Here is a 25,602-nt window from a genome sequence, read left to right as displayed (position 1 = left end):
TCGGCCCCGGGATCAGGGCATCAAAGGTGGGCGGCACTGCGGAAGCGGACCGATCAGTGGTGATCCCCCGCCGCGAAAGTCAGCGTGTGCGGTTCGGTGAAAGCCAGGATGCCGTCGAGCCCCAGTTCACGCCCGACGCCGCTCATCCGGAAGCCGCCGAACGGGGCGCGGTCGTCCTGTGTCACCGCATTGGCGTTGTTGATCCAGGTCGTGCCGGTGCGCAGGCGGCGGCCGATCTCGGCGGCCCGCTCCACGTCCGCGCTCCAGACGGACGAGCATAGGCCCGACCAGTGGTTGTTCACGCTTTCGACCAGCGGCTCGACATCATCGAACGGCAGGATCGGCATGATCGGGCCGAACTGCTCCTGGTCGACGACGCCCAGGGCCGGGTCGGGGGCGAGGACCAGCGACGGCTTCAGGTAGTAGCCGTTGCCGCCCGCCGCTTCGTCCGACAGCTTTCCGAATTCGCGAACCTCGTGCCCTGCGGCCTCGGCTTCGCGGCGCAGCTGCTGCACGTAATCGCGCTGGGCCTTGCTGTTGAGCGGCCCCATCGTGGTCTGCGGGTCGAGCCCATGGCCGATCCTGTAGGTGGAAAGCACCGCCGACATGCCTTCGACCAGCTCGTCGAAGCGGGACCGATGCACGTATATCCGCTTGGCCGCCATGCACACCTGCCCAGTGGTGAGGAAGCCCGCCGTCACCAGCCTTCCGAAGGCGGCGTCGTTCAGCTCGACGTCCTCCAGCAGGATCGCCGGATCGTTGCCGCCGAGCTCCAGGGTCACCCGGGCGAGATTGCCGGAGCACATCTCCATGATCCGCTTGCCCGCGCCGGTGCTGCCGGTGAAGACCACCTTGCGCACCCGCGGGTCGACGATCAGCGGCTGCACCGCCTCGTTGCTGCCGCTCACGACGTTGAGAACGCCGCGGGGCAGCTTGCTCGCCAGCTTCGCCAGGGTCAGCGTGGTGGCGATCGGAGTCGTGGGCGGCGGCTTCACGATCACGGTGTTGCCGGCGACGAGAGCGTAAGGGAGGCTCGCGGCCAGGATCGCCAGCGGCCAGTTGAACGGCACGATGATCGTGACCACTCCCACCGGCATCCGGCTGATCTCCGAGACGTAGGGGATCGTCGGCCGCGCCCGCTCGATGCCGCCTTCGACCGTCGGCTCTAGCCGGAGGCCTCGTTCCGGCGAGAGATGGACGACCCGTGACACCTCGGCCGCCAGCTCTGCCGCCAGCCGGCACCGGTTCTCGAACACCGACATCTCGATGGTCGCCTCCATCCGTACTTTGCCGTTCTCCCGCACCAGCAGTTCGATCCGCTCGTCGAGCCCGTCCTGCAGCGCGCCGAGCGCGTCGATCAGCAGCTCGGCCCGCTGTTCCGGCGCGAGCAGGGCCCAGTCGCGAAACGCCCGGTCCGCTGCGGCGACGGCGTCCAAGGCATCGGCTTCGGTGGCCGAAGCCGCATGACCGACGACGTCCTCCGGACGGCCCGGGTCGAAGACCTGGAACGTCTCCGCGGTCTGGCGCTCCTCACCCTCGATAAACAGGGGGACGGTACCGAATTCCGCGCGATTGGTTTCGACCTTATCGGCGAAGCTCGCGCCTTCCTGGCCCGCTTCGGCAGCCTTCTCCTGAGCGCCGCTGGAAGTGAGTGGCTGCTGTTCATGAGAAGTCATCGCTGTCTCCGTCGCTCTCGAAGCATGGTGGTCGGTGGAGGTTTGATCCCGCTGGGACAAGCGCACCACCGCCCGGTTCGGTTCCGCGCCCCACCCGCCTAGCTACTTCTACTCACTTATTGAGAATAGCTTGCATTAGCCGAACCTATCTGCAAGTGACTCGCAATAGAGCAATGATTCGTTGCCATCAGGGGACAGCGTGAGGAAATTTTCAACAGTGCGCATCTGTGCGTTCGCGATCGCTGGCGCCGGCTTCCCGGCAGCCGCTTTGGGGGCGCCGGTAGAGACGATCCCGACCGATCTTTCGGTGGGGAGCATGTTCGCCGAAGCCGATTGGGTCGTGAAGCTGGTGATGATCGGCTTGATCGTCGCTTCGATCGTTAGCTGGACGGTGTTCGTCGCCAAGACGCTGGAACTGCGCAAGGCCACGCTCCTGGCCAATCAGGTGCGCCAGGATGCGGACGCGCTGCGCTCGCTGGCTGAAGCAGGCGACAAGCCGGCCCTGGCCGGATCGGCGATGGTTCAGGGCGCCAACGCTGAGCTACTCCTCTCGGCCGACGCTCTGCACGATCCGGAAGGCGTGAAGGAGCGCGTGGCATCCCGCTTCGACCGGCACGAGGCGCAGGTCGCCCGCACGATGACCAGGGGCGTCAATGTTCTCGCGACGATCGGCGCCACGGCGCCGTTCGTCGGCCTGTTCGGGACCGTCTGGGGCATCATGAACAGCTTTATCGGCATTGCCGAGAAGCAGACCACCAACCTCGCCGTCGTCGCTCCGGGTATCGCCGAAGCGCTGCTGGCGACCGCGCTGGGCCTTGTCGCCGCCATCCCCGCAGTGGTCATCTACAACCACTTCGCCCGGCAGATCGCCGCCCATCGCGCGGTGGTGGCGGATACCGCCGCAGCGCTCCTGCGCGTCGTCTCGCGCGATCTCAGCCGCGGCACGATCGCGGCGGCGAGGGGCTGAGCCGGTGGCGATGCGGCTCGGAAGCAGCAGCAGCAGCGGCGAGGACGACCTGGCCGTGGCGCATGAGATCAACGTGACGCCGTTCATCGACGTCATGCTGGTCCTGCTGATCATCTTCATGGTCGCAGCCCCGCTGGCTACGGTGGACGTCGATGTCGATCTGCCCGTCGCCAGCGCCGAGCCTGCGCCGCGCCCGGAAACGCCGGTCTATCTCTCGATCCGCGCCGGCGGTGCGATGGTGGTCAACGAAACGCCCGTCAGCGCCGGGGGGCTCGGGCAGGCGATCGAGGCCGCGACCGGCGGCGACCGCGAGCAGCGCGTGTTCCTGCGCGCAGACAAGGCCGTGCCCTACGGCACGATCATGGAGGCGATGAACGGCCTGCGCGCGTCCGGTTATCTCCACGTCGGCCTGGTCGGGGTCGAGGCGGCGCCGGGCCGATGATCGCGCGGGCGGCCTCCTCGCCTGAAGCGGTGCGCTGGGGCGGCGCGGCGGCGGCGGTGTTTGCTGCTCACGCTGCCGTGGTTGCGCTGGCGCTGACCTGGGCCCGCGCGCCTGAGGTCCGCGAGCCGGAGCCGGTGGTGATGCTCGAGCTTCCGCCGCTGGCCGCCGCCGAAGCGGCGAGCGAGCCGCAGCCCACTGCCGACCCGGTGGAACCGGCTGTCCAGCCGACGCAGCAGCCTTCGCCGATCGACCTGCCGCAGCCGCGCGCCCCGCTCCCGCAGGACGCGGTCCGCCTCCCACCACCTGCGCCTGCACCCGTCGCGCCGCGCCCTGCGCCGCAGACCGTCGCGGCCGCCGCCCCCGCACAGCCGGCCGCCCAGGCCCCGGCCCGCGCGCAAGCCAGCGAGGGGCAGGAAGACAGTCCGGGCGATTCCGCCCAGGCGAAGCGGCAGCAGCAGGACTATTACGCCAAGGTCATGGCTCACCTTGCGAAGCGCAAGGTCTACCCGCCCGAAGCCAAGAAGGCGCGGCAGCAAGGGGTCGTGACCGTCCGCTTCACCGTGGACCGAAACGGCGGCATCTCCGGCGCCAGCGTCCGAAAAAGCAGCGGTTACGAACTGCTCGACGGCGTCACGCTAGAGCTTCTGTCCCGCGCCGCGCCGCTGCCGCGCATGCCCTCCTCCATGCGGCAGGACAGCGTCACTCTATCCCTGCCCATCGAATACTCGCTCAGAACAGATTAAAAACAGGAAGGACACGACAATGCGTAACCAGCACACGGGCGTAGTGCGCCCGGCCAGCCTGCGCCGGCCGACTACGGCGATGGCGCTCGGCCTTACCGCCGCCCTCATGGCCAACCCGGCCGCCGCCCAGGATGCGGAGAGCGCGGAAGCCGAGGAAGTCGAACTCGGCACGCTGCGGATCGAGGACCGCACGGCCGACGTGAACCCCTACACGCAGGAAGGCGCGCCCTACAAAGCGCGCGTGTCCGGCGATCCGCGCCGGGTGAAGCCGCTGTCGGAGACGCCGGCGACGATCACCGTGCTGACCGAGACCCAAATCGAGGAATCCGGCGCGAGCGACTTGCGCGACATCCTCGACGGAACGCCGGGCGTAACCGTCGGCACGGGCGAGAACGGCAATGCTTTCGGCGACCGCTACATCATCCGCGGCGAGGAAGTGCGCAGCGACGTGTTCGTCGACGGCCTGCGCGATCCCGGCATGACCACGCGCGAAAGCTTTGCGGTGGAGCAGATCGAGATCACCAAAGGGCCGAGCGGCACTTTCGGCGGCCGCGGCACCAGCGGCGGCGCGGTGAACTCCATCACAAAGCAGGCGAGCACCGACTACAACTTCAACAAGGTCGAGCTGGGCGCGGGCACGGACGAGTACTGGCGTGCGGCGCTCGACAGCAACTTCCGCCTGTCCGACAGCGCCGCGATCCGCGCCAACCTGCTCTATTCCAGCCAGGACGTGCCGGACCGCGAGCCCGCCGACCGCGAGCGCTGGGGCGCGGCGGTGTCCGCCCTGCTGACGCCGAGCGAGAGCGTGCGCGTCCTGCTCGACTACTATCACCTCGCGGCCGAGGACTCGCCGGACCTGGGCGGCTATCTCCCGCCGCCGACCGGCACCGAGGGCAACGTCACCCGCTACGCCCCCTGGCACGATGTGCCGGCCTACCTGCAAGACGAGGACTTCATGGAGTCCGAGGTCGACACTTTCACCGGACGGATCTTCTTCGAACCGTCGGAGAACCTGCAGGTCATCAACAGCACCCGCTACGGCACCACGGAGAACGGCTATGTCGTCACCGGGCTGCGCGGAGGGGCCTACGATCCGGCGACCGGCAACTACGCGGCGCTGACGCTGAGCACCCACCAGGGTTGGCAAGAGGTCGAGTATTTCGTCAACCAGCTCAACGCGATCGGCAAGTTCGCCACCGGCTCCATGCAGCACACGCTGATCGTGGGTGCGGAATATTCCGACCAGCAGGTTCGCAACGGCGTCTTCCAGGTCACCAACACCGGTACGCCGAACTGCGGCACGAGCTACTGCCTGACCACCGCAGGACCTGACCGCACGGTAGTGGCGGGTGACATCGGTTCGCTGCTGGGCCGCCAGATCACGCGCGGGGGTGAGGATTCGAACTGGCAGGTGGAAACCTGGTCGTTCTACTTGATGGACACCGTCGATGTGACCCCCTGGCTCACGCTGCACGGCGGAGTGCGTCTCGACAACTTCGACTACAGCAACACGATCACGGCGCTCAGCCGCCCGGTCGGCGATCCGCTGCGGACCACCGAATACAGCTATGGTGACACGCTGTGGAACGGCCACGCCGGCGTGGTGGTGAAGCCGCATGAAGAAGGCATGGTCTACTTCAGCTGGGGCACTGCCCGAAACATCAATGGCGGCGAATCCGATCTGGGCAGCAGCTGCGGCTATGGCGGCATCTGCGTTCCCGGCGACGGTACTTCGACCGCGGGCGACGGGCGGCCGGAAACCTCGACGAACTTCGAACTCGGCACCAAGTGGGACCTGTTCGACGACCGCTTCATGGTCACCGCAGCGCTGTTCCGGACCACCAAGGACGATGTCTTCGAATCGGTTGGCACCGGCTACGAGCCCGGCGGCTCGCTCAACACCGGCAAGCACCGGATCAAGGGCGTGGAACTGGGCCTGGTCGGCAACATCACGCCGCAGCTTTCCGGCCAGATCGGCGCGACGTTCATGGACTCGGAGATCCTCCGGACCAGCGCGGCAGCTCCGGCGGGCGAGACTTACGTCGGCAAGAACCTGTCGAACTTCGCCAACAACCATTTCACCGGGCAGCTGCGCTACCAGGCGACGGAGGCGTTCGCCTTCGGCGGCACGGCGACCTACAAGGGAGCGATGTACACCGGCCAGCCGGACTCGGCGCCGAGCTACAACTTCACGCTGAACACCTACACCTACAAGGTGCCCTCGTATTGGACGTTCGATGCCTTCGCGAGCTACAAGCTCAGCTCGAACATCGCGGCGCGGGTGAACGTGACCAACCTCAGCAACGAGAACTACTACGTTGCCGGTTACCGAAGCGGTCACTTCCTCTACAAGGGTGACGAACGCCGCGCCACGCTGACCCTGACGGGCCGGTTCTGACGAAGCGGGGCCGGGGGCGGCGCAAACCGCCTCCGGCCCGTGCTGCAAACAGGTAAGACATGCTGATCGTCATCGAACAGGTCCTGGACCGGGATGAAGTCGCCGCCATGCGCGAGCTGCTCGATGCAGCAGCTTGGGTAGACGGGGCGCAAACGGCCGGCTCGCGTTCGGTGGCGGTTAAGCAGAACCTCCAGCTCGACCGGGCCGATCCGCTGGCCGGCGAACTCGGCAACACCATCCTGCGCAAGCTGGGGCACAACGCGCTGTTCATCTCGGCCTCGCTGGCAGAGACGATCTTCCCGCCGATGTTCAACCTGTACCAGAACGGCGGACACTACGGCACGCACGTCGATTCCGCGCTGATGCGCATGCCGGATGCGAACAGGACGATCCGCAGCGACCTTTCCGCCACTCTCTTCCTTTCGGACCCGGCCGATTACGACGGCGGTGAACTCGTGATCGAGGATGCCTATGGCGGGCAGGGGGTGAAGCTCGCGGCGGGGGACATGGTGCTCTACCCGTCCAGCAGCCTGCACCAGGTGACTCCCGTGACCCGGGGCCAGCGCATCGCGGCGATCCTGTGGCTGCAGAGCGCCGTGGCGGATACCCAGGCGCGGTCGATGCTGTTCGATCTCGACCAGTCGATCCAGTCGCTATCGGTGGGCCGGACCAAGGACGATCCCGATCTCGACCGGCTGATCCACGTCTATCACAACCTCCTGCGCCGCTGGGCGACGCTATGACGCTCTTGCCGCGCGCCACAGCCAAGGCGATCCTGTGGCTCCTGCTGGCGGTCCCGGCCGCGCTGATGCTGCGCGGGCTAGTGGGCGGAGAGGCGTTGCCGATGGACCTGCTCCACCCGAGCGGCGAGACGTCCGTGCGCCTGATGGTGCTGGCCATGCTGCCGGGGCCCCTGATCGACGCCTTCGGCCCGAACCGCTTCCTGCGCGGCTGGCTTTCCATCCGCCGCAACCTGGGAGTGGCGGCGTTTGCCTATGCCCTGCTGCACCTGGCGATCTATGTCATCGACATGCGCACTATCGCGGCGATGCTGGACGAGCTGGGCCTGCCCGGCATCTGGACCGGATGGCTCGCGCTTTTCCTGATGATCCTGCCGGCGGCGGTCAGCTTTGACCGCGCGATGCGGTGGCTTGGGCGAGGCTGGAAGCGCATCCAGCGGCTCGTCTATGCGGCGTTTGTGCTGGCGCTCGCGCACTGGCTGCTGCTCGACTGGAACTGGAAACCAGCGGCCATTCATCTTCTGCCGCTAGCCATGGCCTGGCTGCTGCGCGCCTGGCGCGTTTCGACCAAGGTAACACGAGAAAGGACTTTCGCATGAAAACGATTCGCCCCCCACTGGTCGCCTTCGCCGCGGCGCTCGGCTGCGCCCTAATGGCGTCGCCCGCCCAGGCCGATGGGGAGGTGACCTGCAACTCCGGCCCCAAGGACAAGTGGAAGCCGATGGCGGAGCTGCGCAAGAAAGTCTGGGCCGAAGGCTGGCAACTCGAAAAAGCGCTGGTGCAGGGCGATTGCTACGAGGTTTATGCCCGCAACGAAGCCGGCCAGGTGCTGGAAGCGTTCTTCCATCCCGTCACCCTGAAGAAGCTGATCGTGTACCGGCGCGGCCAGGAAATCTTCCGCGCCAAGGGCTTCGATCCGGCGGGCTGAAGCCCGACCGCGGCGCGGGTGTTGAAAAAGCACCGAAAGCGCTCGTCGGAGCCTTGGGCCTGACGCCGCCGGCGGCTATCGCCAGGCCGGTGGAAGCGCAGGTTGTCATTGGCGAGGACGAGTCCGGCAAGCCTGTGCGGATTGACATCGAAGAACTGCTCGCCACGCGCCTGCTGGTGCAGGGGAACAGCGGCTCCGGCAAATCGCATCTGCTGCGGCGTCTGCTGGAACAGAGCGCGGGGCTCGTCCAGCAGGTTATCGTCGATCCGGAAGGCGATTTCGTGTCGCTGGCCGACCACTTCGATCACGTGGTCATCGACGGGGCGAGTCACTCCGTCGCCGAGATCGAGACACTGGCGGAGCGCACCCGCAAGCACCGGGTCTCGGTGGTCCTGGCGCTGGAAGGCCTCGACGTGGAGCAGCAGATCCGCTGCGCGGCGCACTTCCTCTCGGCCCTGTTCGATGCCCCGCGCGAGCACTGGTTTCCCGCGCTGGTGGTGGTCGACGAAGCGCAGATGTTCGCTCCGGCGGTGTCCGGCGAGATCAGCGAGGACACGCGGCGGATTTCGCTGAATGCGATGACCAACCTTATGTGCCGCGGCCGCAAGCGAGGGCTTGCGGGCATCGTGGCGACGCAGCGCCTGGCGAAGCTGGCCAAGAACGTGGCCGCCGAAGCCTCGAACTTCCTGATGGGCCGCACCTTCCTGGATATCGACATGATCCGCGCGGCCGACCTGCTGGGCATGGAGCGGCGCCAGGCGGAGCAGATCCGCGACCTCGAACGCGGCCGGTTCCTGGGTCTCGGTCCGGCGATCTCGCGGCGGCCGATAAAAGTGCGGATCGGTTCGGTCACATCGGGCCCACGGGCCAGCAGTGGGGGACTGCTCCCTCTGCCCTCGGCCCCGCCGGAAGACATGGAGGCGCTGCTCCACACGCAGCTTGCCCCCGCCGCCAAAGCGCGGATTGAAGCTCCGCCGCCGCCGCCTGCGCCCTCTTCCGACAGTGCAGCCGAGATCGCCCATCGCATGGAAGAACTGGGGCAGCCGCAACCGCCGGCAGGGCCTGAGGCCCCGGAACAGCCCGCGGAAGAGCGCACGGAGGCAGTCCAGTCGATCTTGCGCGAAATGGCCGCCGATGCGGGCTCTGCCTTCCGACCCACGGCCGCGCTATTCCAGGCCTTTCTCACGCAGTGCCGCAAGCGCCATGTCTCCGCTGGGCTCGACATGTCCGGCTTCCGCCGCCGCTTCGCGATGGCTCTCGCCGGTCTCGACCGCCTGCCGGAGCGGGAACGGGAAGCGATCGCGGAACTGGGCTCCGAGCTGGAAGACGACGTGCTGGCGCCGTTCCTGCTCATCGCCCGAACGATGGCCGAACGCGGCGAAGGTCCCGACGAAGACGAACTCTCGCGCGTCTACGGGACCAACTCTCCCGGCCGCATCAGGCGCCTGCTCGAGCATCTGGAGAAGAAGGGCGTGATCCTCGTCCGCGAGGATTATGGGGGAGGGCGCACACTGAGCGTTCCCGGCCTGGAGCATGCGCAGCCCTGATCTGCGTTTGCGGTGAGCAGTGCTTCGGCGGCGGCGCGCGGCGCTCGCGCGGCGATGTGAGTGAATGTTCCTATATTCACAGGGTTGCCTCTCCTGTAGCGGCTTGAGAAGGCAACCGCCGGCCGCTGCAGCGGTCCCAAGCAGAAGCGCGGCAAAGCAACCCAAGACAGCTGCCCGGGATCAGGATGAGCACCGCAGCGGCAACGAAAGGTCCTTTTGCGTAAACACTATGTCCCAGAATGCAGCCGCGGCGTCCGTTCCTAAACCTGAAATTAACCTGGATGGGCTTGAGTCCTCCCGCAAGGGAGATTGCAACATGTCGATAGAAGCCCATCTCGAGCAACGCCGCCGCGCCGTGGAAAGCCGTGTCGGGCCGCGCCGCAAGCTGCGCCTGCTTGCACCGGGGGCGAGCAGTTCGGGCGAAGCGCTGAACGTCGTCGTGCACGACCTCTCTGAGACCGGCCTTCTCCTGCAGACATCCGGGCAACTCTCCGTCGGTGAACGGATCGAAGTGGTCCTGCCCCACGCCGGGCCAACCGAGGCCGATGTCGTATGGGCGAGCAACGAGTTCTTCGGCTGCAAGTTCGAGAAGCGCATCAGCCGCGCGACGCTGAGCGCCTCGCAATTGCTGAGCGGGCCGCAGCCGGTTTCTGCGGAGGACCACGGCTCGCCGCCCGCGGACGAGCCGGCCAGCGAGGAAAGCTTCGGCACCCGTCTCCGGCGAATTCGCAAGCAACGCGGCATCAGCCTTATCGGCCTGGCGCGGCTCGTCGGCGTCAGCAAGCCGACCGTCTGGAAGTGGGAACGGGACGATGTGCGGCCCCGCCAGAAGTCGGTTCAGGCACTTGCCGTGGCACTCGGCGCATCGGAGCGCGAGTTGCTCTTCGGCGAGACCTCTGCCGCACGTCGCTCAGCGGACGAGCATCGGGGCGCCGCGGAAGGCGAGACCGTGCCGCTGGGAGAATTGGTGCAGAGCTGCAAGCAGAGGATCGCCGAGGCAGCGGGCACGAGTTCGGAGAACGTCTCAATCACGATCCAGATCTGATCGCGCTTGCGGGCCGGGGACTGCGTGAGCCGTAGTCAGATCGAGACCAGGATGCGGTCCAATACGGGATCGTAGCGCACCTCGATCCCCCGGCTGCGCATCTCATCGAAGCTGACGAAGCGCCCGCCGGAGCCGAGTTGCCCGATAAGCTCCTGCCGGCCGGACTTGACCAGGATCCGGCCCAGTTCCTCCCGTGCCATCGAAAGCGTGGAACTGGCATCCACGTGGATGCGGGCGTCCCCTGCGTCGGCCCCGTTCAGGCGTATGGCCTTGCGGATTTCGATCGCCGATCCCCCAACTCGCGATCCCGTCGTGTCGGCGAGGTCGAACTTGATCGCCAGCGCCCCATCCCCCGTAGGGCTCTGGCCTGACATTGCATTCGCCAGGCGCGGGCCAGCCGAGTGTTGCGGCAGCAGGTGGGCCGCGCCCTCCGCCGCCGTGGCCGTTTCGGCGGCAGGCGCAAGGTCCCCCGCGCCTGGTTCGTGCGCCTGGGCGAGAAATCGGCTCCCGGAGGCTGGCGGTCCGGACCGCCGCAAGGCGATGCGCACCGGGTATTCCCCAGCCGCCGAAGGTGCGCGCCCGGCGATTACGTACCATCCCGCCACCACGTCTCCGAGCGAAACGGCGGCCACGCCGGAAAGCGCAAGCACCGCCACCGGCCACCGCCGACCGAACCTACGCTGCAGCTGTGCCATGCGTCACCCCCGCGTTCCCCCGGCATTATCCAGCAAATGGGACCGGAGGTAAACCGACGAAGGGGATCGTGCCTTAACCGGCGGGCGGACTGCTCGCGGCCGGCTCCCTCGGCATCCCCGCCGCCACGGCTGCCGCGCAGCAAAGGGCGAACAGCGAGGTGGACTGAACGTAGAAGAGCGCGCCGTCCACGAACGAATAGGCCGCGAGGATCAGGGCCGCACACTGGAACGGCGCTGCCTCCGCCGTGCGGTTCTTCAGGAAGCGGGGCGCCAGCCACAGCGCCAGTGCGGCGCAGAACGAGGCACCTACGATGCCCCAGACGTAAAGCAGTTGCAGGATGATGTTGTGGGGTTGGGCGACCGACATGGATCCCCAGCGATGCACGAACTGTCCCTCGCCCCAGCCGAACAGCGGCCGTTCAAGCACTTTCGACACAGTGGCTTGCCACAGTTCCATCCGACCGCTCGAGCCAAAGCGAGCCATGCGTGCGGGACCTTGATCGTCGATGGGGAGGAATGCGGCCAATCCGAACGACAGTGCCAACCCGGAGAGGCCGACCAGCCCCAACAGCAGCCAAAGCCGCGAAGAGCGGAAGCGCGGGAGCAAAACAGCACACACAGCAAAGCCAACCACGACAGCCGCGACCACGCCCCGCGCACCTGTCCAGAAAGCCACGGCAAATGCCACCGCAGCGGCAAGCAGGGCGATCTTGTCGCGCTGGAGAATGCGCATGGCGCAAAGACCGATGACCGCGGCGGCGTAGTACCCGAACCAGCGGATATTGCCGAACGCCGGTAGGTCGAACGCACCGACCACGGGGTGCGCGGTTGTCGCTACGAAGCCGCCAAGGAGTGCGAAGAACACCAGGAACCCGACCAACTGCGCCCGGACGACGCGATCGAAGTCGAGCATGCCTTGTAGCCGCAGGTTGACCAAGGCCAGGCCGAACAGCACGTGGATGGTCCAGGCCGCCGTTCGCGCGAGCGCCGCAGCAGGCTCGGCAGCAGTGATTGCCGTGCCCCAGGCCAACAGGCCAAGCGCTCCGAGAAGCGCCAGCGGGAGTGCTTGGAGCTTGCCGAGCCGGTTTCCCTCGCCGAACGAGACGATGACGATGGTCAACTCCGCCGCCAGCACCGGAAGTGCGAACGCCCGGGCCATCTGCTGCAGGGGCGTGAACTCTTCGGTCCAGGTGAGCAGGAACAAGGCAGCCGGCGCGAGTCCGAAACTCCACGCGACGAGGCGGTCCAGTTGATCGCGATGTGCGGCAAGGCTGCTCACGAGTCGCGCTGCGGCACCGCGGTGCTCGCCTCCGCCGACCGGGCGAGGCCAGCGCCGGACGGGGCAACCGGCAGTTCGACGGCCCCGTCTGCGCGGGCGATCCGGCGCGCTGCGGCACCGGCGGCGAGCCAGATCAACCAAGTCGCCGCGATCGAGACATATCCGTCGACTGCGTAGTGGTACGCCAGATGTACGGAGCCGATCATGATGATCACGAAGAAGGCGCCGAACAGCAGCCCAGCTATCCTGGATATTCGCCGCATCGCCAGGAAAAAGAGGAATGCGATGGACACGTGCATCGATGGCATGGCGCTGATCCCGCGTCCGAGACCGCCACTGCCGGATGTGTACCAATCGATCAGCTGTTGCTGTACGGCCAGGGTCATCACCGGGTAGTGCGCGTTGGCGGCCTTGAGATAGGCCATCTGCTCGTCGAAACGCGGATCGCCCAGCATCGGCCCGACGAAGCACGGGCCCACGGATGCGAGGGTGATCGCCAGCCCATTTCCCAGCAATGCCCAGCAGGCGAAGTAGGCGACGAAGAATTGCGCCCTCAGCTGGCGGTCGCCCACGAAAAAGCAGAAGCCCACGCCGCCCGCGTAGATCAGCAGGATCCACAGGTGATAGAACCCGGCCAGGATCGAAGTGACGAGAGGGTAGCCGAAGACCGGCTGCAGAATCCTCCATGGATCGGTGCCGTGCAGCGCCCGGTCCAGCGCGATCCAGGTGTCGTCCCAGGTATAGGAACTGAACAGCGGGATGGCGCTCTTCATCGAACCGAACACGGGCAGGAAGATTACCAGCGCCAGCAGCATCGGAATACCGCGCACCAGCTGACTGGACACGCCGCTGGAAACGAACGACGCCGCGACGAAACGGATCGGACTAGCCGGGCGATGTCGCGCAAGAACGCTGGCCATGCCGAGGACCAGGCTGACGAGAAGCGCCGCGAGGTAGAGATTGAAGTTCAGACGGTAAGTCTGAGGGGCCAGTGCATTGATGCCTTTCCCGGCAAGCAACGCGACGTAACCGGCCCAGGTGAGGCACAGCGCGAGCAGTATCGCTCGATCCGCCGCCGCACCGCGGCGGAGTTCTCTCAGCAGTTCTCGCACCCGGTCCCCTCCAACGGCCTGCATCGCACACCTAACGGCCGGCGGTTGGTGCAGCAACAGGGCCGGGTGCGCCGCTGGTTAAATGCAGCGCGCTTTGTGTGCTTGGATTGAGTGATTCGGGGTGATTCGAGGCTCACGACCCTTCATCTGGAGGTAAGCTGCGCGTTGCTCTTCAGGCACTTGGGGTGGGAAAATACCCCAAAATGGGTAGCCGCCGCAGTCAATAGCGTCTCGAAACGATACTGCAAAGGAAACCAAGTCGTTATGCAATTGACTGTTTTGGCAACTAGGGAAACATAGCTGCAGTTCGCAAGGAAGCCTGCGTTTCGGGGTCCGGCAGCAGCCGGAAGACAAAACGGGATCGTGCCGGTTTCAGGAACTTCCTCAGGCGAGCGGGGGCAAGCCGGAAATAGAAGCCGGAGCCTGTGGTAAACTCCCGCGGCATGCACTGCCCGCGGGCTTAGTGGGGTATTGTGACATGAAGACTTTTCTCAAGACGTTCCTCGCGGACGAATCCGGCGCTTCGGCTGCCGAATATGCTCTGATCCTGGTTGTGATCGGTGTTGCCATCATCACTGGCGGTTTGGCACTCGGCGATGCGATCGGGAGCGCCATGTCCAAGGCTGGCGAGTGCATCCTGGATCCCTCGACGGGTGGCGTAGTGAACAAAGCCGACTGCGGGGACTAAGCGCCAACAAACTCCGCCCGCCTTCGCGGGTGGGCGGAGTTCCTTCTTAACGGGATCATCTGGGGGCGAGCCGCATGGAACGGCGTAATCTGATAATCGTCGGCGTTGCCGTGGTTCTCGGCTTGATGGCCGTCTACTTCGCCAACGCTTGGTTTAGTGGCGTTGAGCAGCGCCAGGAGCGGGTGGCCGAAGAACAGCAACTCGTCCGCGTTGCGGTTGCCAACCAGGATCTGCAATTCGGCAGTCCGTTGACGCGCGACAACGTCCGCGTGGCTAACTGGCCGGCGGACTCCGTCCCACAGGGAGCATATCGCGACAGCGAGTTCGACCGGCTGCTGTCCGGCGGCAACGTTGCCATTCGCCCGATCGCGCGCGGCGAACCGATCCTCCTATCGAGAATTTCCGAGCGCGCGGTCCTTTCCGCCAATATCCCGGAAGGCATGCGCGCTGTGACCGTGCCGGTCGACGCCGTGAGTGGCGTCGCCGGCTTCGTTACTCCGGGCGACGTGGTCGACGTGATGTTGACACGGCAAATGCCCGGAGAGGGCGCAAGCGGCGACGACAAAATGGTTTCCATCATCCTGGAGAGCGTGCCGGTTCTGGCGATCGATCTGCGCGCCGACGAGCAGAACTCCGAGGCGGCCGTAGGTCGGACCGCCACGCTGCAAGCCACTCCGCGCGATGCGCAGAAGCTGGTGCTAGCCACGCAGGTCGGCCGCCTCAGCCTGGCGCTGCGCAATATCGAGAGCCTGGACAACGGCAGCCGGGCCACCGTCACCACCCGCGATCTCGGCGGTGGGTACTACATCCGCGGCCGCTCGTCCGCGCCGGTGCAGCAGGTGCAGACCGTGCGCGCTTCCGCGCCTGCGGTTGCCGGTACGGCCGCATCCGCTGCCGCTCCTGCGCCGCGGCGCCCGTCCGGACCCACGATGGTCGTGGTGCGCGGCGTCGACACCACCAATGAAGAGGTCCAGCGCTATGGTTCGTAATATAGCCCGCAGCACCGCGAGTGCGGCGCTGGCGCTGGCGCTGCTCGGCACCGCCGTCCCAGCCAGCGCCCAGCTACTCGAGAACGGCGTCCATGGCGGCTCCCTCGAAGTGCCGGTCAACAAGAGCCAAGTGGTCTCCGCCGACCAGCCGATCGCCAAGGCGATGGTCGGCAATGCTGCGATCGCGGATGTCGTGCCGCTCACCGACCGTTCGATTTACGTGCTCGGCAAGGCGATGGGTACTACCAGCCTGACGCTTTACGACCGTGGCGGTCGCGTGCTGGTGGTGATGGACATCGCCGTGGGGCCGGACGCGCAAGGCTACCGCGAGCAGATCGCGCGCCTCGTGCCCGGCACGCAGATCGATGCGCAGATCTCGGGCAATTCGCTGATCCTGACCGGCATGGCCAACGACGCCGGCGCGATCAGCCGCGCCGTCCAGCTGGCGCAGACTTATGCCGGCGAGAACGTCGTAAACATGATCGGCCTCGGCGCCAGCCAGCAGGTCATGCTGGAGGTCAAGTTCGCCGAAGTGCGCCGCGAGATCGGCGAGGATATCGGGGTGCGCGGCTTCGCGAACGGCGACAACTTCGACGGCGCGTTCGGCGGTGGCGCCTCCGTCGTCCCCGGTGCGGACGGCCGACCCGTTTTCGAGATCGGCAGCATCCTCAACAGTTTCGGTGTGTTCGGTACGACCTTCCGCGCGCTCGGCCTGGATTTCGAAGCATATCTCAACGCGCTGGAGAACAAGGGCTTCGCCAAGACCCTGGCCGAACCGACCTTGGTCGCGCTGTCGGGCGAGACAGCCTCCTTCCTGGCCGGCGGCGAGTTTCCGATCCCGGTGGTGCAGTCCGGCGGCGGCGGTGACGACGGCGCGAGCAGCATCACGGTGGAATTCAAGCCGTTCGGCGTCAGCCTCGGCTTCACACCCACGGTGCTCGGCGACGGCACTATCAACCTCAAGGTCGAACCGGAAGTGAGCGCGATCGACCCGGCGGCCTCGCTGCAGCTCAACGGCATCTCGATCCCCGGTCTGCAGACGCGACGGGCGAGCACCACGCTGGAACTGCGCAACGGCGAAAGCTTCGCCATCGCAGGGCTGCTGCAGCGGAATTTCCAGACGACGATCAACCAGGTGCCGCTGCTCGGCGGGATTCCGATCCTGGGCGCGCTGTTCCGTTCGACCGAGTTCCAGAAGGGCGAGACCGAGCTGCTGATCGTTGTCACTCCGCGCCTGGTAGCGCCGATCCGGCCCAGCCAAGTGCGGCTGCCGACGGACCGCGTGAAGGATCCCGATGTCGGTGCCGCGGTGTTGCTGGGTGAAGCTTACGATCCAGTACCTGCAGGCGAACTGGCGGCCCAGCCCGCCGAGGGGAGTGGCGACTATGAATACTGATCTAGTTCGGCGCGCCGCATGCCTGTCGGCTCTTTCTCTCCTCGCCGGCTGCGCCAGCGTTCCCTCGGTGTTCGAGGAGCCCGGCGACGCTGCTTTCGGCGAGGCCAACCGGCAGACGATGATGGCCCAGGTGATCGATCCCGACCCGGTCTACGGCGGCCCGATGATCACCAGCGGCGACCACGCTGCCGATGCGATCGAACGCTACCGCAACGATGCAGTCAAGGAACCCGAGACGATCAGCACGACCAGCGGCGCTGGCGGCAGCGGCAACTGAGTTTCACGGTGAGGGAGGCATATGTCCAAGCGCGGCTGCAAGGCTTTCTGGCGTAACGAGAACGGGGCCACAGCCGCGCTTTACGCGCTGGCCTTGCCGGCGCTCGTGGCGGTCGGCGGCGTCGGGTTCGATTATGCGCGGCTGGCGGGCATGGACTCCGAACTGCAGAATGCGGCGGACCAGGCGGCGCTGGCCGGGGCTACGCAGTTGGATGGGAAGACCGATGCAACATCCCCCAGCGGCATTGGCGCGTGCCAACGTGCGATCAACGCAGCGCGAGGCGATCTCGTCACCAACAACACATTGCTGGCGAACGACGCGAATCAAACTCGAGCCGTTGATATTGCTCCTGCCTCCGACGATGAGGACGCGGCAGAGATCGCATTCTTCGCCGAACGATCGCACGCGGAGGCCTACACCGGCGATCCCGCGGATGCAAATCGCCTCGACCTCGCTGACGCCGACTGCGACGAGGCCGCTCGCTTCATCATCGTGGAGACGGAGACGAGGGCTGCCAACTACGCATTGACGCCGGTTGTCGGCGCGTTCGCGGGCCGACTTAAAGCGGCAGCAATCGCTGGCTTGGGGTCTTCAGTGTGCAAGGTGCCGCCAATAATGATCTGCAACCCCAACGACACACCTGGGGATGGGGTTCCGCCGTTGCCGTTCAACGCGGCTTCAAATCGGGGGATTGGTGTCGTTGCGACGGGACATAGTGTCGGGAAAAGCAACAATGGAGGGGAGCCCGGTAGCGACACCCGCACCACTTGGGCGCCAGGCGACTTTGGTTTCTTGGAAGTCGGCGAGTCAAGCGAACCAGGTCCAAAAAATGCGGCGCTGCTGAGGGCGCTTGCCTACTCGAACCCGCCAACGAACTGCGTGCCTATCGGCGAAAACCGTGTGAGCACTGGAACTCCGCAAAGCTTGTATAATGCGATAAATACACGGTTCGATATCTATGACTTCAACGATAATGGAAGCAATGTACTTGCGAGCTGCCAAGGGTCAACTTGCCCTCCTTCCTCGAACGTCGTAAAAGACTTCATCAATTCCAAACCGGGAAGTAGTTGCAAGTTGAAGACTGGACAAGGAAACAATGGAGGCTGGGAGCTTCCTGCTGCTGGTAGCGAGTTCAAACCACTGGGGCCAACTGCACAGAGCGATGGCACCTATGATGATAACGGTGTCGTTGCGGCGATGGGCTTACCACGCGACCTCTGTCACTATACGTCATTCAACAATAGCGGGTTTTGCGCTGGAGGCGGTGGACGGTTTGGCGATGGTATCTGGGCCAAAGCCGACTATTTCCGGTACAATCACCCGGGCGTCACTCCCCCTTCCGGTTTAAATACGCGGTACGATGTCTATCGTTGGGAATTGGGGCTGCTCGGTTCCGGGGGCGTGATACCAAGCCTTGCGCCTCAAAGGGGTGCTCCCGTCTGCTTTACGGGGAGCGCCACGCCGCATCACAACAGGCGGGTCTTGACTGTAGCGATCGTCGCGAACTGCGGCGATGATGTGGGCGCTTACCGACGGTTGAGTGGTCAATCAAGCGATGCGCTGATCGAAGAATGGGTCGATGTATTTCTTGTGGAACCTTCAACTGACCACGCCCGGCGGTACAATGCATTCAAGGACGCGATCTACGTCGAAATCATCGGACGGTCTCAAATGGCAGGCGATGGGTCTTACGCTTCGCAGCAAGTCCGCCGCGACATGCCGTATTTGGTCCGATGATGCGGTGGCTCTGGTCCTTCATTCAGAACAGTCGCGGTGCGGCGGCGGCGGAGATGGTGTTGATGCTGCCGCTGTTGGTCATCTTATTGTTCGTCACATTCGAAGGCGGTTACTTCTTGTGGAGCGAGCATAAGGTGGTGAAGGGCGTTCGTGACGGCGCGCGTTACGCCGGGCGGCTCGACTTCTCGAACTACACCTGTTCCTCCTCAGCCGCAGATGCCACGGCTACGACTAACATCAAAAATCTGACCCGCACAGGCGAATTGAGTGGCGGAACTGCGGTGGTGCGCGGCTGGCAGAATGCGCACATTACCGTTTCCGTCAGTTGCGTAACCGGTCAGGGCGGGCTCTACGACTCCGTGTCCGGTAACGCCCCTCGAGTCACGGTAAGCGCCGCCGTTCCTTACCCCTCGTCGCCGCTCTCCGATTTGGTCTCAGTACTGGGCTTCGACAGCGGCAGTATCAACCTGAGGGCCTCGGCGCAAAGTTCGGTGATGGGGCTGTGATCGTTCTACTCGCCATCCAGCGCGACCAGCGCGGCGGTAGCGCCACCGAGTTCGCGCTGATCCTGCCGCTGTTCCTTCTGTTCCTGCTCGGCATCATCGATGCCGGACGCTATGCGTGGGAGTACAACCAGGCAGAGAAGGCCACGCAAATCGGCGCGCGCTGGGCGGTCGCGACCGACATGGTCCCGGGCGCGCTGAAGGACTACAGCTACGCGGTTTCGTGCAGTGTTCCGCAAGGAACGCCTGTCGGGCCGGCCGAGTTCGAGGGTACCACTTGCACCGGCGACGGTACAACGGCGACTTGCACGCCGTTCTCGCAATCCTGCTCCCCCACGGTTCCGGCAACGGGAGGGGACGGTACAGCGTTCGGCACGCTCGCCAGCCGTATGAAGGACATCTATCCCGCCATTCAGCCGCAGAACATCGTGGTCGCCTACGCCAACTCCGGCCTCGGTTTCTCCGGCGATCCGAACGGTCCCGATGTGGCACCGCTGGTGACCGTCAGCTTGAGGAACCTCACGTTCCAACCGATGACGCTGATGTTGTTCAACGGACAATTGGGCATCCCCTCCGCCAGCTACACCCTGACGATGGAAGATGGCCGAGGGGAGAGTTCAAACTGACATGGGACAACAAGACAGCCCTCTCAGCCCCGGAAAGGAACGGCGCTTGCGACTTCCCGCGCCACTGACGGTGCTTGCCGCCAGCGAGCAGATCGCTGCCTTGCGTGCGGCTGCCGGAGCGCCGTGGATCGAGGGCGCGCGGCTGCTTCCGCTGGAGCTGCACGAAACGATCACCGACGCGCACCTGTTCGGCGCCGGCATTCTGGTCGTGCAGGTCGATCCCACAGTGCCCGGCTCGATGGACCGCGTGGAGAGGGTCCGCGCGCTGCGTCCGGACTTGCCGCAGATCGTCGCGCTGGAGAGCGCCGACCTGCGGCTGGTCCGCACCCTCGTGCGGCAGGGCGTCGCCGACGTCGTTTCGTTGCCGCTGTCGCCGGAAGAGCTGCTGCAGGTCGTGATCGCCGTGATGGAGGTCCAATCCGCGAAAGACGGTTCGCGCGCGGGGCTCGCGCCGCTGATCGCGGTCACACGGGCACTGGGCGGGGGCGGAGCGACCACGCTGGTCACGCATCTGGCGGCGAGCTTCGCCGATCCCGAAGCCGATAAGCCGAATGTCTGTCTGCTGGATCTCGACATTCAGTATGGGCGCGCGGCGGAAGTTCTGGGCCTCTCCCCCAAGCGCAATCTGGCCGATCTTCTCGAGGCCGGCGACAGGCTCGACGCTTCCCTGCTGGGGTCCGTGGCTGCACCCCATGCCAGCGGCGTGGCGGTGATCGCCGCGCCCGCCGAGATCGTCCCGCTGGAGTCGATCGACGCCGAGCAGTTGCGGCGCGCCATCGATCTGGCACGGCAGGAGTTCGACTTCGTCTTCATCGACTTCCCTTCGAACCTGACCAACTGGAACCTCTCGATCCTGGCCGAGGCGGACGGGATCGTCATGCTGGCGGAGCAGACCATCGCCAGCCTGCGCCAGGCGCGGCGGCGGCTGGACCTGTTTCGCAGCGTCGGGATCGATCGGCGGATCGTCTCGGTCGTGGTCAACCGGATGGAGCGTCGCCTGTTCGGCACGATCAGCTTAGCGGATGTCGAGAAGGCGCTCGACCACCCGGTCCTGTGCGGCCTCCACGCCGACGGGCAGAGCATCGCCGTGGCGCAGGACCAGGGTATCCTCGTCCGGCAGGTGCGCGCCAAGAGCGCCTACGCTGCGGATGTCGCCAAGCTGGCCGACACGCTGCGGCCGCGGCTGGAGGGAGGAGCAGGGCTATGAGGTGGCAGATCGCAGGCGGGCGGGCGTCCAGTGTCGCCGTCGAGGAAGCCGCGGCGGCATCCGCGCTGCTCACGGCCACGGCCACATCGGAAGCCGAAGTCGACCGGTATCTCGGCCTGAAGACCACGATCCACCGCAAGCTGCTCGACCGGATCAACCTCAGCATCCTCGACAAACTCTCGCGAGAGCAGATCGCAGCGGAGGTCGGGGACATCGTCCTGGGGCTCCTGATCGACGAGGATGCGGCGCTCAACTCGCGCGAGCGGGACCGGCTCGTCGGAGAAGTGCTGGACGAGCTGCTCGGCCTCGGCCCGCTCGAGCCGCTGCTCGCGGACGAGTCGATTACCGACATCCTCGTCAACGGCCATAGGACGGTGTTCGTCGAGCGCCACGGCCTGCTGGAGAAGGCTCCCACGCGTTTCCAGGACGAGCGCCACCTGCTGCGCATCATCCAGAAGATCGTCAGCGCCGTGGGGCGGAGGATCGACGAGTCATCGCCGTTCGTGGACGCCCGGCTTGCCGACGGTTCGCGCGTCAACGCGATCGTGGCCCCGTTGGCCATCGACGGTTCGCTGCTGTCGATCCGCAAGTTCGCCAAGAAGCGCATCGGCATGGCCCGGCTGATCGAGCTGGGCAGCATTCCCGAAGCGGTTGCCGAGGTGCTTTCCGCGATCGTGCGCTCGCGGCGCAACGTGCTGATTTCCGGCGGCACCGGTTCCGGCAAGACGACGCTGCTGAACGCGCTCTCGTCCTACATCGACGGGCGCGAGCGGATCGTCACGATCGAGGATTCGGCGGAGCTGCAGTTGCAGCAGGAGCACGTTGCACGGCTCGAGACGAGGCCGCCGAATATCGAAGGGCGGGGCGAGGTTACCCAGCGCGAGCTGGTCAAGAACGCGCTCCGCATGCGCCCCGACCGGATCATCGTGGGCGAGGTGCGCGCCGGCGAGGCGTTCGACATGCTGCAGGCGATGAACACCGGGCATGATGGGTCGATGACCACCGTCCACGCCAACACCGCGCGCGATGCCCTGTCGCGCCTGGAGCAGATGATCGGCATGAGCGGGATCGACATGCCGCCGGCGTCGTCGCGGGCGCAGATCGCCTCGGCGATCAACGTCGTCGTCCAGATCGGCCGCCAGGCGGACGGCCGCCGCCGCCTGCTCAGCCTGTCGGAGATCACCGGCATGGAAGGGCCGACGATCACCATGCAGGAAATCTTCCGCTTCAAGATGAGCGGCCGCGGGGAGGACGGCGAAGTGCTCGGCCACTTCGAAGCGACCGGGATCAGACCGAAGTTCCTGCAATATGCGTCCGAGCACGGCATCGAGCTTCCGGCCGAGCTGTTCCGGCCCTCGCTGCGGATCGGGAACGCATGATGCCCAGCACCGAGATCGTCCGGTTCCTGATCCTGGTCGCGGTGTTCGCGTCGGTGTTCCTGCTGATGCAGGTCGTCCTGCGGGTGTCGGTCGAAAGCGGCCTTCACGCGAATGCGGTGAACCGGCGCCTGAAGCTGATCGCCGGTGGCGCCGACAGGCGGGATATCATCGGCTCGCTGCGCAAGAACGATCCCCTCCTGGGACCGGAGGGGGTGGGGCCGTTTGCGAAGCTTTACCGCACCTTCCGCCGCAACCTAACGATGGCGGCAGTCCGCTTCACCGCGGCGCAAGTGGGGCTCGCGATGGCAGTGCTCTTCGCGGCCATCATCCTGCTCGTCGCCATCCTGGCCTGGAGCGCGAACTACCCCCTCTCGGCAGGCGTGATCCAGCTGATCGTGGCGTTCGCGGCGGCCACCGCAGTAGGTATTCCCGTAACGGTCGTGGGTTTCCTGGCGCAGCGGCGGCGTAAGAGGATGCAGGCGCAGTTTCCCGTGGCGCTGGACATCTTCGTCCGCGCTTTGCGCTCCGGCCATCCGGTCGCCAGCGCGATGGACCTCCTGACCCACGAGCTGGAGGATCCGATCGGTTCCGAGTTCGGCCTGGTGATCGACGAAGTGTCCTATGGCGCCGAACTGACCGACGCGCTCCACGACATGGCCGAGCGGTGGGACCTCGACGATATCCGCATGTTCGTGGTGTCGCTGTCGGTGCAGAATGAAACCGGCGGCAACCTGGCGGAGATCCTCGACAACTTGTCCAAAGTTATCCGTGAACGCGCTTCGCTGTACCTGAAAGTGCGCGCGCTCAGCTCCGAAGGCAGGATGACCGGCTGGCTGCTCGTCGCGCTGCCGATCATCACTTTCGTCATGCTGTTCTCGATGAACCCAGGCTTCTACCTCGACGTGGCGACGGACCCGATCTTCTACATCGGCTTTCCGGCGATGCTCGTCTGGTATGCTGTCGGGGTGATCGCGATCCGCAAGATGGTCAACCTGAAGGTCTGAGATGGTCGAATTCCTCGCCAACAACGTCATCGCGCGGGCCGCCTTCCTGGCCCTGCTGTTCACGGCCGTGATGGTGGTGGTGCTGCTGAGCTCCCGCGCGGCAGGCCGGCGCGCCGCGCTGAGGGCCGACCTTAGGGCGATCGCCGGTTCCGGCTCCACCGGCGGCCGAATGCGGCTGCAGGACCAGAAGGACAGCGGCTGGGCGAAGCTGGCCGAAAAGATCGAGAAAGCCGGGCTCAGCCTCACCGACAGCAAAGGCGACAAGCTGCGCGCGAAGCTGATCGCCGCGGGATTCACTTCACCGGCGGCGCCGAAGATCTTCACGCTGGCGCGCCTGGTCCTGGTGATCGTCCTTCCAGCCGCGTACCTGCTGATGGCGAGCGCCGGCGGGGAGGAGATCTCGTTCATCAGGCTGTACTTGTTCGGTTCGGTCCTCGCGCTGACCGGGCTGTACGTGCCGAACCTCTATGTCACGGCGAAGGCCGACCGCCGGCAGGAGGCGATCAGGAACGGCTTCCCGGACTGCCTCGATCTGATGCTCGTGTGCGTCGAAGCCGGGCTGGGGCTCGAAGCGGCCATGGACCGGGTCGGCCGGGAGATGGTCACGTCCCATCCGCTGGTGGCGGAGCTGCTCTCCGGCGCGACGCTGCAGCTGCGGGCGGGGGCTCGGCGCGAGGAAGCCCTGCGCAAGATGGGGCAGAGCAGCGGGGTGGACGAGATCCGCAGCTTCGCCACGCTTCTGATCCAGTCGGACAAACTGGGCACGAGCATCGCCGACACGCTGCGCGTCTATGCCGCGGAAATGCGCGAGAAACGGCGTCTGCGGGCCGAGGAGAAGGCGCACCGCCTTCCGGTGATGATTTCCATTCCGCTGGTCGTCTGCATGCTGCCGACGATGATCGGGGTTCTGATGATGCCAGGGGTTGTCCGAGTGGTGCGGCAGCTGATGCCCGCCCTTGCAGGGGGATGATGATATGAAGAGGCTGGTCAAGTTTACGTGCGTGGCCGCGTGCGCGGCGATGCTGGGGGGATGTCAGTCGTTTCCGCTCACCGGCTGGATGTTCAAGGGCAAGCGGCCGGCAGCGGAACAGCGGACCGAACTGGCCGGTAACACAGCGGGCGCGCTGGAAGAGGGCCGGGCGCAGCTGCGCGACGGCAAAGTGTCAGCCGCGGTCGCGTCCTTCCGCATCGCGCTGCTCGATCCTGCCACCAGGGCGGAAGCAAGCAACGGCCTGGGCGTCGCCTATGCCAGGCTTGGGCGGCCGGACCTTGCGGAACGCTACTTCCAGGGGGCCATTATGGCCGAACCCGCGAACACCAAATACGTCGCCAACCTGTTGCGCCTGCAGCAGCAGGTCATGCTTGCGACCCGCGCGAACGCGTTCGAAGCCGCCGCGCTGGCGCACACGGTGAACGCCGCCGAGCCGCGGAGAGAGCGCGAGGCGCTCGCCGGCGGAAGGGTGGTCCGGGTCTCCCGAGGCGAGGTCGTGGTGCAGTCGCGCGGCGACCTGGGCAACGCTCCGGCGATCGCCGTCGCCTACAGGGACGCGACTGCGGACCCCGCGGCTGTACCGGGCGCTCCGTCAGAAGGCAGCTATCCCGTGAGAATAGCGCTGCCCGAATGAGCTTCGCCTTTGCGCTGCTGCCCGCTGCCGTCCTTGCAGCCGCGGGCGCCTATCTCGACATACGCCACCGCCGCCTGCCGAACCGGCTCTGCGCCGCTCTCGCGGTGGCTGCGGCGGCCGGACTGGCCCTCAGCGCGGGCGCGGGCGCTCTGCCTTGGGCCCTGCTCCATGCAGCGATCGCGCTTGTCATCGGCATGCTGCTGTTCGCGCTCGGCGCGATCGGGGGCGGCGACGCAAAGTTCTATGCCGCCGCGGCGCTGGCCATTCCTGCTTCGCCCGTGGCCGGTCCGCTCGCCTTGCTCGGCTGGACCTCCGCCGCCGGGCTGGTTCTCCTGATTACGATGGCTGTCGGGCGCCGCATGCTGGGCCGCCCCGGCAGCTTCCTGAAAGGCTGGGAGGTTCCTTACGGGGTTGCGATCGCGGCGGGCTTTTTGCTCACCCACTGGCTGGATACGCCGATAGCACTGCCTTCCGGCGTACTTTGAGATAACGGCGCCGGTTGCCCCCCCAGTGCTTCCGCCGACCTTCCGGTTGAGCTGACGCGTCGAACTCGGCGCCGCGAATACTTCGCAACGCTCCGACAATCTCGCGGTGACTAT

Annotated in this window: 26 protein-coding genes; 22 read left to right on the top strand and 4 right to left on the bottom strand. The window is 66.0% G+C overall.

Annotated elements, in window-relative coordinates; genetic code table 11:
- Nucleotides 1-53 precede the first annotated feature (53 nt).
- Nucleotides 54-1,676, bottom strand: a complete 1,623-nt coding sequence (locus GRI75_RS08245) for an aldehyde dehydrogenase family protein (RefSeq protein WP_160746489.1) — start codon at nt 1,674-1,676, stop codon at nt 54-56.
- A gap of 217 nt (nt 1,677-1,893) precedes the next feature.
- On the opposite strand from GRI75_RS08245, the gene exbB reads away from it, so the two are divergent.
- The 9 genes from exbB to GRI75_RS08200 all read left to right on the top strand — a co-directional run bounded on the left by exbB (nt 1,894) and on the right by GRI75_RS08200 (nt 10,486).
- On the top strand, nt 1,894-2,643 hold the full coding sequence (gene exbB, locus GRI75_RS08240) for a tonB-system energizer ExbB (protein ID WP_202389661.1): 750 nt from the start codon (nt 1,894-1,896) through the stop codon (nt 2,641-2,643).
- A gap of 10 nt (nt 2,644-2,653) precedes the next feature.
- On the top strand, nt 2,654-3,085 hold the full coding sequence (exbD, locus tag GRI75_RS08235) for a TonB system transport protein ExbD (RefSeq protein WP_160746731.1): 432 nt from the start codon (nt 2,654-2,656) through the stop codon (nt 3,083-3,085).
- Nucleotides 3,082-3,828, top strand: a complete 747-nt coding sequence (locus tag GRI75_RS08230; RefSeq protein ID WP_160746488.1) for an energy transducer TonB — start codon at nt 3,082-3,084, stop codon at nt 3,826-3,828. The genes exbD and GRI75_RS08230 overlap by 4 nt, the downstream gene beginning before the upstream one ends.
- A 19-nt stretch (nt 3,829-3,847) precedes the next feature.
- A complete protein-coding gene (locus GRI75_RS08225; protein ID WP_160746487.1) occupies nt 3,848-6,226 on the top strand; it encodes a TonB-dependent receptor in 2,379 nt (792 codons plus the stop codon).
- Nucleotides 6,227-6,285: 59 nt separating this feature from the next.
- Nucleotides 6,286-6,969, top strand: coding sequence for a Fe2+-dependent dioxygenase (locus tag GRI75_RS08220; protein ID WP_160746486.1), 684 nt, complete (start codon nt 6,286-6,288; stop codon nt 6,967-6,969).
- Complete coding sequence (locus GRI75_RS08215; protein WP_160746485.1) at nt 6,966-7,565, top strand: ferric reductase-like transmembrane domain-containing protein; 600 nt, start codon at nt 6,966-6,968, stop codon at nt 7,563-7,565. The genes GRI75_RS08220 and GRI75_RS08215 overlap by 4 nt, the downstream gene beginning before the upstream one ends.
- Entirely contained in the window at nt 7,562-7,894 is a 333-nt protein-coding gene (locus GRI75_RS08210; RefSeq protein WP_160746484.1) for a PepSY domain-containing protein, read from the top strand. The genes GRI75_RS08215 and GRI75_RS08210 overlap by 4 nt, the downstream gene beginning before the upstream one ends.
- Nucleotides 7,895-7,983: 89 nt before the next feature.
- On the top strand, nt 7,984-9,441 hold the full coding sequence (locus GRI75_RS08205; RefSeq protein ID WP_160746483.1) for a helicase HerA domain-containing protein: 1,458 nt from the start codon (nt 7,984-7,986) through the stop codon (nt 9,439-9,441).
- A 316-nt stretch (nt 9,442-9,757) separates the two neighbouring features.
- Entirely contained in the window at nt 9,758-10,486 is a 729-nt protein-coding gene (locus tag GRI75_RS08200) for a helix-turn-helix domain-containing protein (protein ID WP_160746482.1), read from the top strand.
- Between the two features lie 35 nt (nt 10,487-10,521).
- On the opposite strand, the gene GRI75_RS08195 is transcribed toward GRI75_RS08200, so the two are convergent.
- The 3 genes from GRI75_RS08195 to GRI75_RS08185 all read right to left on the bottom strand — a co-directional run bounded on the left by GRI75_RS08195 (nt 10,522) and on the right by GRI75_RS08185 (nt 13,572).
- Nucleotides 10,522-11,142 carry a hypothetical protein gene (locus GRI75_RS08195; protein WP_160746481.1) on the bottom strand — a complete coding sequence of 207 codons (621 nt, stop codon included), beginning with the start codon at nt 11,140-11,142 and terminating at the stop codon, nt 10,522-10,524.
- Between the two features lie 112 nt (nt 11,143-11,254).
- On the bottom strand, nt 11,255-12,460 hold the full coding sequence (locus GRI75_RS14760) for an O-antigen ligase family protein (RefSeq protein WP_160746480.1): 1,206 nt from the start codon (nt 12,458-12,460) through the stop codon (nt 11,255-11,257).
- Nucleotides 12,457-13,572, bottom strand: a complete 1,116-nt coding sequence (locus GRI75_RS08185; RefSeq protein ID WP_160746479.1) for a phosphatase PAP2 family protein — start codon at nt 13,570-13,572, stop codon at nt 12,457-12,459. Before GRI75_RS08185 ends, GRI75_RS14760 begins: the two co-directional genes overlap by 4 nt.
- Before the next feature lie 478 nt (nt 13,573-14,050).
- On the opposite strand from GRI75_RS08185, the gene GRI75_RS08180 reads away from it, so the two are divergent.
- The 13 genes from GRI75_RS08180 to GRI75_RS08120 all read left to right on the top strand — a co-directional run bounded on the left by GRI75_RS08180 (nt 14,051) and on the right by GRI75_RS08120 (nt 25,488).
- The gene (locus GRI75_RS08180; protein ID WP_160746478.1) at nt 14,051-14,260 is read left to right on the top strand and encodes a Flp family type IVb pilin; all 210 of its coding nucleotides are present in this window, start codon (nt 14,051-14,053) and stop codon (nt 14,258-14,260) included.
- A gap of 74 nt (nt 14,261-14,334) precedes the next feature.
- On the top strand, nt 14,335-15,249 hold the full coding sequence (cpaB, locus tag GRI75_RS08175; protein ID WP_160746477.1) for a Flp pilus assembly protein CpaB: 915 nt from the start codon (nt 14,335-14,337) through the stop codon (nt 15,247-15,249).
- Complete coding sequence (locus tag GRI75_RS08170) at nt 15,239-16,645, top strand: type II and III secretion system protein family protein (protein WP_160746476.1); 1,407 nt, start codon at nt 15,239-15,241, stop codon at nt 16,643-16,645. Before cpaB ends, GRI75_RS08170 begins: the two co-directional genes overlap by 11 nt.
- Nucleotides 16,635-16,922, top strand: coding sequence for a hypothetical protein (locus tag GRI75_RS08165; RefSeq protein ID WP_202389659.1), 288 nt, complete (start codon nt 16,635-16,637; stop codon nt 16,920-16,922). The genes GRI75_RS08170 and GRI75_RS08165 overlap by 11 nt, the downstream gene beginning before the upstream one ends.
- A 21-nt stretch (nt 16,923-16,943) precedes the next feature.
- Nucleotides 16,944-18,659, top strand: coding sequence for a pilus assembly protein TadG-related protein (locus tag GRI75_RS08160; RefSeq protein ID WP_160746475.1), 1,716 nt, complete (start codon nt 16,944-16,946; stop codon nt 18,657-18,659).
- A complete protein-coding gene (locus GRI75_RS08155; protein WP_235911418.1) occupies nt 18,656-19,165 on the top strand; it encodes a TadE/TadG family type IV pilus assembly protein in 510 nt (169 codons plus the stop codon). Before GRI75_RS08160 ends, GRI75_RS08155 begins: the two co-directional genes overlap by 4 nt.
- Nucleotides 19,162-19,788, top strand: a complete 627-nt coding sequence (locus tag GRI75_RS08150; protein WP_160746474.1) for a TadE/TadG family type IV pilus assembly protein — start codon at nt 19,162-19,164, stop codon at nt 19,786-19,788. Before GRI75_RS08155 ends, GRI75_RS08150 begins: the two co-directional genes overlap by 4 nt.
- Nucleotides 19,789-19,834: 46 nt before the next feature.
- Complete coding sequence (locus tag GRI75_RS08145; protein WP_160746473.1) at nt 19,835-20,995, top strand: AAA family ATPase; 1,161 nt, start codon at nt 19,835-19,837, stop codon at nt 20,993-20,995.
- A complete protein-coding gene (locus GRI75_RS08140) occupies nt 20,992-22,374 on the top strand; it encodes a CpaF family protein (RefSeq protein ID WP_160746472.1) in 1,383 nt (460 codons plus the stop codon). The genes GRI75_RS08145 and GRI75_RS08140 overlap by 4 nt, the downstream gene beginning before the upstream one ends.
- Nucleotides 22,371-23,378 carry a type II secretion system F family protein gene (locus tag GRI75_RS08135; protein WP_235911417.1) on the top strand — a complete coding sequence of 336 codons (1,008 nt, stop codon included), beginning with the start codon at nt 22,371-22,373 and terminating at the stop codon, nt 23,376-23,378. The genes GRI75_RS08140 and GRI75_RS08135 overlap by 4 nt, the downstream gene beginning before the upstream one ends.
- A gap of 1 nt (nt 23,379) precedes the next feature.
- Nucleotides 23,380-24,348, top strand: coding sequence for a type II secretion system F family protein (locus GRI75_RS08130; RefSeq protein WP_160746471.1), 969 nt, complete (start codon nt 23,380-23,382; stop codon nt 24,346-24,348).
- A 4-nt stretch (nt 24,349-24,352) separates the two neighbouring features.
- Entirely contained in the window at nt 24,353-25,003 is a 651-nt protein-coding gene (locus GRI75_RS08125; RefSeq protein ID WP_160746470.1) for a tetratricopeptide repeat protein, read from the top strand.
- Nucleotides 25,000-25,488 carry a prepilin peptidase gene (locus tag GRI75_RS08120; RefSeq protein ID WP_160746469.1) on the top strand — a complete coding sequence of 163 codons (489 nt, stop codon included), beginning with the start codon at nt 25,000-25,002 and terminating at the stop codon, nt 25,486-25,488. Before GRI75_RS08125 ends, GRI75_RS08120 begins: the two co-directional genes overlap by 4 nt.
- The last annotated feature ends 114 nt before the right edge of the window (nt 25,489-25,602 follow it).

The sequence above is a fragment of the Croceibacterium soli genome (genome assembly GCF_009828065.1).
In the GTDB taxonomy this organism is placed as follows: Bacteria; Pseudomonadota; Alphaproteobacteria; order Sphingomonadales; family Sphingomonadaceae; genus Croceibacterium_B; species Croceibacterium_B soli.
The sequence above is the reverse complement of the archived record's forward strand: the minus strand, read 5'-3'. Positions and strand labels throughout refer to the sequence as shown.

What these genes read in the sequence shown, in the direction of transcription:
- GRI75_RS08155 (WP_235911418.1), top strand. Translation starts at nt 18,656, where the DNA reads ATGATGCGGTGGCTCTGGTCCTTCATTCAGAACAGTCGCGGTGCGGCG.
- GRI75_RS08140 (WP_160746472.1), top strand. Translation starts at nt 20,992, where the DNA reads ATGAGGTGGCAGATCGCAGGCGGGCGGGCGTCCAGTGTCGCCGTCGAG.
- GRI75_RS08125 (WP_160746470.1), top strand. Translation starts at nt 24,353, where the DNA reads ATGAAGAGGCTGGTCAAGTTTACGTGCGTGGCCGCGTGCGCGGCGATG.
- GRI75_RS08130 (WP_160746471.1), top strand. Translation starts at nt 23,380, where the DNA reads ATGGTCGAATTCCTCGCCAACAACGTCATCGCGCGGGCCGCCTTCCTG.
- cpaB (WP_160746477.1), top strand. Translation starts at nt 14,335, where the DNA reads ATGGAACGGCGTAATCTGATAATCGTCGGCGTTGCCGTGGTTCTCGGC.
- GRI75_RS08200 (WP_160746482.1), top strand. Translation starts at nt 9,758, where the DNA reads ATGTCGATAGAAGCCCATCTCGAGCAACGCCGCCGCGCCGTGGAAAGC.
- GRI75_RS08245 (WP_160746489.1), bottom strand. Translation starts at nt 1,676, where the DNA reads ATGACTTCTCATGAACAGCAGCCACTCACTTCCAGCGGCGCTCAGGAG.
- GRI75_RS08225 (WP_160746487.1), top strand. Translation starts at nt 3,848, where the DNA reads ATGCGTAACCAGCACACGGGCGTAGTGCGCCCGGCCAGCCTGCGCCGG.
- GRI75_RS08210 (WP_160746484.1), top strand. Translation starts at nt 7,562, where the DNA reads ATGAAAACGATTCGCCCCCCACTGGTCGCCTTCGCCGCGGCGCTCGGC.
- GRI75_RS08220 (WP_160746486.1), top strand. Translation starts at nt 6,286, where the DNA reads ATGCTGATCGTCATCGAACAGGTCCTGGACCGGGATGAAGTCGCCGCC.
- GRI75_RS08180 (WP_160746478.1), top strand. Translation starts at nt 14,051, where the DNA reads ATGAAGACTTTTCTCAAGACGTTCCTCGCGGACGAATCCGGCGCTTCG.
- GRI75_RS08120 (WP_160746469.1), top strand. Translation starts at nt 25,000, where the DNA reads ATGAGCTTCGCCTTTGCGCTGCTGCCCGCTGCCGTCCTTGCAGCCGCG.
- GRI75_RS08230 (WP_160746488.1), top strand. Translation starts at nt 3,082, where the DNA reads ATGATCGCGCGGGCGGCCTCCTCGCCTGAAGCGGTGCGCTGGGGCGGC.
- GRI75_RS08215 (WP_160746485.1), top strand. Translation starts at nt 6,966, where the DNA reads ATGACGCTCTTGCCGCGCGCCACAGCCAAGGCGATCCTGTGGCTCCTG.
- GRI75_RS08135 (WP_235911417.1), top strand. Translation starts at nt 22,371, where the DNA reads ATGATGCCCAGCACCGAGATCGTCCGGTTCCTGATCCTGGTCGCGGTG.
- exbD (WP_160746731.1), top strand. Translation starts at nt 2,654, where the DNA reads ATGCGGCTCGGAAGCAGCAGCAGCAGCGGCGAGGACGACCTGGCCGTG.
- GRI75_RS08165 (WP_202389659.1), top strand. Translation starts at nt 16,635, where the DNA reads ATGAATACTGATCTAGTTCGGCGCGCCGCATGCCTGTCGGCTCTTTCT.
- GRI75_RS08160 (WP_160746475.1), top strand. Translation starts at nt 16,944, where the DNA reads ATGTCCAAGCGCGGCTGCAAGGCTTTCTGGCGTAACGAGAACGGGGCC.
- GRI75_RS08170 (WP_160746476.1), top strand. Translation starts at nt 15,239, where the DNA reads ATGGTTCGTAATATAGCCCGCAGCACCGCGAGTGCGGCGCTGGCGCTG.